Below are 5542 nucleotides of genomic sequence, written 5' to 3' on the forward strand. Positions count from 1 at the left end.
AGGCGGCGCGGCAGGCGCGCGGAGCGTCAGACCTTCCGGCCGACCCCGGCCCACACCACCGAGTCGTTGGGCTCGTCGAACTCGATCTGGGGCGCGTTTTCGCCGTTCTCCTCCGGGTGCCAGAGCGGCGTCCAGGTCGCGCCGGGCTCCACCATCTCCAGGTCACCGAACAGCGCTTCGATCTCCTGGCGCGGCCGCCAGATCACCGGCGTCGCCGTGGCGTCGTACATCTTGCCGAACTCGGCCATCTCCTTGGCGCGGCTCTCCGGCACCCCGTCGGCCGTGCCGTGCGACAGCACCAGGTACGAGCCGGGCGCGAGCAGCTCCCGGTACCGCGCCACCGCCGCCGGGCCGATGTCCGTGCCGTCCGGGCCGGGCTGGGTGACGTGCAGGACCGCGATCAGCATCAGCGCGACCGGCTGCGAGAAGTCGATGACGCCCTTGTCGGCGATCTTGTTCCACAGCAGGTCCGGGTCGCGCAGGTCGGCCTGGATCACCGCGTGCCGCTCGAGGTCGCCCTCCTTCTCCAGCAGCATCTGCGAGTGTGCGACGGCCACCGGCTCGTTGTCGACGTAGACCACGCGCGTGGTGGTGTCCAGCTCGTCGGCGACCTGGTGCGTGCTGCCCATCGTGGGCACGCCCGAACCGATGTCGATGAACTGCCGGACGCCCTGCTTGACCAGGTACCGCACGGCCCGATGCAGGAACAGCCGGTTCGACTTCGCCGCGGGGCGCACGAACGGGAACCGCTCCAGCGCCTTCTCCGCGAACACGCGGTCGACCGCGTAGTTGGCCTTGCCACCGAGGTAGTAGTCGTACACCCGGGCCACGTTCGGGTGGTCCAGGTCGACGCCTTCCATCGGGAACTGCTCGAACCGGGACTTCGCCATTCCTGCCTGCTTTCCGCCTGCGGAGATCAACGGGGATAGCGCGAATACTAGCGGTCGCCGCGAAGGCCCGGCGGGGAACCGCCCATCCCAACCGATGCGTGCCGATTCCGCAGGTCGCGCCCGCCGCGGGACTCCCCCGTTCAGGTGGCCCCACTGCGCCGTCTCCCGGCAGGCGCTGCGCCCGGCGCACTCCACCGCGAGCAGGGCGCGGCGGGGCCGTCAGCGGCCCCCCGACTCATCTGGAAAGCGCTTTCCAGGAGACCCGCGCGAGCGCAGACAGTCCGTCTAATTTGGACAGAAGGTTGCCCGTGGACCGGGTTGCGCGTACGTGCCCGGCGAGCGTGGACCATTTGGCGGACACCGGCACCGCGTTGTCAGCTGCCGAGGAAGGCGTCCAGTTCGTCGAGGAATTCCGGCCACGCGGGCTCGTGCTCGGTGAGGATGTGATTGCGGCTGTCCAGGAAGCACAGCCTGCTGTCGGGGATCAGCGCGGCCAGCTCCTGCGCCTGCGCCTTCGGCACCCGCAGGTCGCCGCGCGAGTGCAGGATCAGCGTCGGGCAGCGCACGGACGGCGCGATCGCGGACACGTCGATGTGGGCGAAGACGTCCAGGAAGCGCACCACGTTGTCGTTGGAGGTGGTGGCGCGCTGCAGGTCGTTGAAGGCGTCCCACAGCTCGCGGCTCGCGTCCGGGAGGAACTGGCTCGCGAACACCTGGCGGAACGTCGGGTCGTCGTGCCGCCAGCCGATCCGGCCGAGGACGAGGTCGAGTTCGGCCTCCTCCTTCTCCTCCGGGGTGGCGGCGCGGGCGAACCGGCCGCGGCTGTAGGCGCCGGCGAGCACGAGCCGGGACACGCGCTCCGGGTGCCGCACGGCGTAGGCGATCGCGACCGCGCCGCCCTGCGAGATGCCCAGCAGCGGGAACCGGTCCAGCCCCACCCCGTCGACGACCAGCTCCAGGTCGTCGACCCAGTCGTCGAACCGGAACTCGCCGATGTCCCAGTCGGACAGTCCGCAGCCGCGCTCGTCGTAGCGCACCAGGGTGTGCCGCCGGGCGAGGCCGTCGAGCCAGTGCGCCCAGATCGGGCTCGTCCACTCCAGGTCGAGGTGGGTCAGCCAGTTGGCCGCTTTGACCAGCGGCGGCCCGCACCCGGACACGGCGTAGGCCACGCGGACGCCATCCGGTGAGCGGCAGTAGCGGATCTGCTGCGGGGCGCGGGTGCGCGGCGGGACGCCGCCGTTCTCCCGGACGTCGGCGACGAAGCGGTAGCCGACGCCGTGCACGGTCGCGACGATGCGCTGCCGCTCGCCGCTGTCGCCGATCGCGCGGCGCAGCGCCTTGACCCGGCTGGTGAGGGCGGACTCGCTGACGTGCCGGTAGCCCCACACGGAGTCGAGCAGCTCGGTCTTGCCGACCACGCGGTCGCGGTGCCGGATCAGGTGCGTCAGCAGGGCGAACACCTGCGGCTCGACGTGGACCGGCTCCCCGCGCCGGCGCAGCTCGAACCGCTGGGGGTCGACCTCGCAGTCCTCGAACTCGTACACCACGGCCCCCTCGCCACGGAATCTCCACATCATCCCCACGATTCCGCCAAGTCACCAGACCCCCTGACGGGTCACCCTGAACCGGACACATCCGGCAGGAGGACGCCATGACCACCACCGAGACCCCGTACCTGCTCGGCAACGAGCCCGAGGAGCTGCGCCGCCTGGAGGAGCAGGCCGCCGCGCTGGCGCCCGCGACCAGGGCGATCCTGGCGCTGGCCGGCATCGAGCCCGGCATGCGCGTGCTGGACCTGGGGACCGGCGCGGGGGACGTGGCCTTCGAGCTGTCCAGGTTGGTGGGGCCGTCCGGGTCCGTCGTCGGCATCGACCAGTCGTCGAAGGCGCTGCGCTGGGCGGCGAGCCGGTGCGAGGCGCAGGGGCTGCGCAACGTCTCGTTCGTGCACGACGACCTGCACGAGATGCGGCTGACCGGCCAGGTGGACGCCGTGGTCGGGCGGCTGGTGCTGCTGTACACGCCGGATCCGGCCGCGGTGCTGCGGAAGTTCGCCGGGTACGTGCGGCCGGGCGGCGTCGTGGTGTCGATGGAGTACGAGATGAGCGTCGCCGGGCTGCTGCCGGCCACGCCGCTGAGCGAGCGGGTGACGCATTGGATCATGGCGGCGTTCGCCCGGTCCGGCCTCGACCCGAGCCTCGGCGCGCGACTGGGCGCGGTGTTCGCGGACGCGGGCCTGAGCGGCGCGACGGTGCTGGGGCTGCAGGCGTACCGCCCGCCGGGCGACCCGACCGGCAGCCGGATGGCGGCGGGCATCATCCGGACCCTGCTGCCCGTGCTGACGCGCACCGGGCTGGCCACGCCGGAGGAGGTCGGCATCGACACGCTCGGGCAGCGCTTCTTCGACGACCACGTGAACAGCGGGGCGACCTTCCGGCCGCCGACGCTGGTCGGGGCCTGGGCGCGGGTCGCGGGACGCTGACCGCCCGGGGCGACGGCCGCCGGGGGTGCCGGGTGCTGGGGGCAGCACCCGGCACCCCTGGCGGCCGGCACATGTCGAGAAGCGGGCGAAGTGCCTCGACGTTCCGGGTGACAATGGCACCGCACCCGAGGAGGACGTCATGCCGGCACTGGACAAGGAGTTCGAGGCGACCCTGCTGAAGAGCGAGGCGAAGGGCGGCTGGACCTACGTCGTGATGCCCGGGTCCGCCGAGTACTTCGGCACGCGCGGGCTGGTGAAGATCCGCGGCACCATCGACGGCCACCCGTTCCGCAGCTCGTTCATGGCGCTGGGCGACGGCACGCACAAGCTGCCGGTGAAGGCCGACGTGCGCCGCGCGATCGGCAAGGACGCCGGCGACACCGTGCGGATCCGCCTCACCGAACGGCTCGGCTGACCGGTTTGACGGCCCGCACGATCGCCGAGTGCATGCCGTCGGCGACCGGGTGGCTCGGCGTCACCTCGATGCCGGTGAAGCCGGCCGCGGCGAGGCCGGCCCGGTACTCGGCGAAGGTGAGCGCTCCGGCGATGCACTCCGTGTAGGAGCCGCGTTCGGCGCGCTCGGCGGGCGTCAGGTGGTCCTCGGCGACGACGTCGCTGATGCCGATCCGCCCGCCGGGGCGCAGCACGCGGAACACCTCCGCGAACACCGCGGGTTTGTCGACGGACAGGTTGACCACGCAGTTGGAGATGACGACGTCGACGCTGTCCGCGGGCAGCGGGACGGACTCGATGTGCCCCTTCCGGAACTCGACGTTGGCCGCGCCGGCGCGCTCCGCGTTGGCGGTGGCCAGCGCGAGCATCTCGTCGGTCATGTCGAGCCCGATCACCCGGCCGGACGGCCCGACCCGGCGTGCGGACAGCAGCACGTCGATCCCGCCGCCGGACCCCAGGTCCAGCACCGTCTCGCCGGCATTGAGGTCGGCGACGGCGAGGGGATTGCCGCAACCGAGGCTCGCGCGGACCGCGTCCGCCGGGAGCGTGGCCCGGTCGGCGTCGTCGTACCCGCAGCCACACGATTCGCCGCAGCATCCGCCGGTCACCGAAAGCGCTGCCGCGGCGTAGCGCTCCCGAACCTGTTCCCGCACGTCCTCGCGCATGCCGTCACGCTACCTCGATGGATGTCGAATTAGAAGGTTGTCGAATCAGGGGTGGCGAGAATCCGTCGGAACGTGGCACTCCAGCCACTACTGCGCGGGGGCGCGGGGACCTAGTTTCGGGTGCCATGATCGTCATCGCGCTGCTCATCGGCGCCGCCTACGTCGTGGTCAACTCCTTCATCCCGGAGGCGCACCGCCGCCGGTTCAACGCGGTGTTCGTCGCCGGCGCCGGCGCCGCCTACCTGAGCGGGGGCGGGCTGGGGATCTGGGAGTTCGCCTTCACCGCGGCCGCCACCTACGTCGCCTACCGCGGACTGGAGTCATGGACGTTCATCGGCATCGCCTGGCTGATGCACACCGCGTGGGACGTGGTGCACCACCTGCGCGGGGAGCCGATCGTGCCGTTCGCGGAGCACTCGTCGCTCGGGTGCGCGATCTGCGACCCGGTGATCGCGATCTGGTGCTTCGCCGGCGGCCGCCCGGTGCTCAGCGTGCTCCGGAACCGGCTGGTGCGGTCCTGACCCGGTGCTTCGTGTCCTTGCGGCGGGTCTGCACGAGTGCCATCAACGCGCAGCCGAAGAGCCAGGCCCCGTACGAGCCGAGCGGGACGCTCGCGTTGCGGGGCAAGGAATGCAGCACGAGTTCGGTGAGCACGATGACGAACGAGACGACGCAGCCCAGCGTCAGGCAGGTGATGGACGCCGGGCTGCGGGCGAGCAGCAGCCCGGCGCCGGCGAGCGACAGGGTCATGCCCGCGCCGTACAGGAGGGCCATGAGCGCCAGGGGGATCGGGTTGTCCGCCGCGGGGAGGAGCACCACCGCCGCGGCGAACCGCAGCAGGCACAGAAAGCCCGCGCCGAAGCCGAACACGACCGCGAAGACGGTCGAGACCCTGCTCGCGCCGTACGGTTTCGCCGCCACCGATACCTCCCTCTGGCCGGGGATCCGACGGTAGGTGGTGGGGTGGCGTCGTGGGTGGGCGCTGGCAGGAAGCGGTCAGGGCCGGTGGGTCGGGCGCCGCGCGGCCTTGCGGCGAGCATTTGGAGAACACAGGG

Annotated in this window: 7 protein-coding genes; 3 read left to right on the forward strand and 4 right to left on the reverse strand. The window is 71.8% G+C overall.

What is annotated here, in order from left to right; genetic code table 11:
• Positions 1-26: 26 nt before the first annotated feature.
• Together AMY39116_RS0341545 and AMY39116_RS0341550 are read right to left on the reverse strand one after the other, a co-directional pair.
• Positions 27-890: an SAM-dependent methyltransferase gene (locus tag AMY39116_RS0341545; protein ID WP_020423499.1), complete on the reverse strand. Its 864-nt coding sequence runs from the start codon at positions 888-890 to the stop codon at positions 27-29.
• A gap of 374 nt (positions 891-1264) precedes the next feature.
• The gene (locus AMY39116_RS0341550) at positions 1265-2467 is read right to left on the reverse strand and encodes an alpha/beta fold hydrolase (RefSeq protein ID WP_084506238.1); all 1203 of its coding nucleotides are present in this window, start codon (positions 2465-2467) and stop codon (positions 1265-1267) included.
• 74 nt (positions 2468-2541) lie between these two features.
• Here AMY39116_RS0341550 and AMY39116_RS0341555 point away from each other — a divergent pair, with 74 nt between their 5' ends.
• Together AMY39116_RS0341555 and AMY39116_RS0341560 are read left to right on the forward strand one after the other, a co-directional pair.
• Entirely contained in the window at positions 2542-3369 is an 828-nt protein-coding gene (locus AMY39116_RS0341555) for a class I SAM-dependent methyltransferase (RefSeq protein ID WP_020423501.1), read from the forward strand.
• Positions 3370-3508: 139 nt separating this feature from the next.
• Positions 3509-3784 carry a DUF1905 domain-containing protein gene (locus AMY39116_RS0341560; protein WP_017983372.1) on the forward strand — a complete coding sequence of 92 codons (276 nt, stop codon included), beginning with the start codon at positions 3509-3511 and terminating at the stop codon, positions 3782-3784.
• On the opposite strand, the gene arsM is transcribed toward AMY39116_RS0341560, so the two are convergent.
• Positions 3765-4487, reverse strand: coding sequence for an arsenite methyltransferase (arsM, locus tag AMY39116_RS0341565; protein WP_020423502.1), 723 nt, complete (start codon positions 4485-4487; stop codon positions 3765-3767). The two genes, AMY39116_RS0341560 and arsM, sit on opposite strands and share 20 nt — an antisense overlap.
• Positions 4488-4612: 125 nt before the next feature.
• Between arsM and AMY39116_RS0341570 the strand changes: the two genes are divergently transcribed.
• A complete protein-coding gene (locus AMY39116_RS0341570; protein WP_020423503.1) occupies positions 4613-5008 on the forward strand; it encodes a DUF6010 family protein in 396 nt (131 codons plus the stop codon).
• Here the strand turns inward: AMY39116_RS0341570 and AMY39116_RS0341575 are convergent.
• Positions 4974-5408: a hypothetical protein gene (locus tag AMY39116_RS0341575; protein WP_020423504.1), complete on the reverse strand. Its 435-nt coding sequence runs from the start codon at positions 5406-5408 to the stop codon at positions 4974-4976. The two genes, AMY39116_RS0341570 and AMY39116_RS0341575, sit on opposite strands and share 35 nt — an antisense overlap.
• Between the last annotated feature and the right edge of the window lie 134 nt (positions 5409-5542).

It is taken from the genome of Amycolatopsis sp. ATCC 39116 (assembly GCF_000231075.2).
In the GTDB taxonomy this organism is placed as follows: Bacteria; Actinomycetota; Actinomycetes; order Mycobacteriales; family Pseudonocardiaceae; genus Amycolatopsis_E; species Amycolatopsis_E tucumanensis.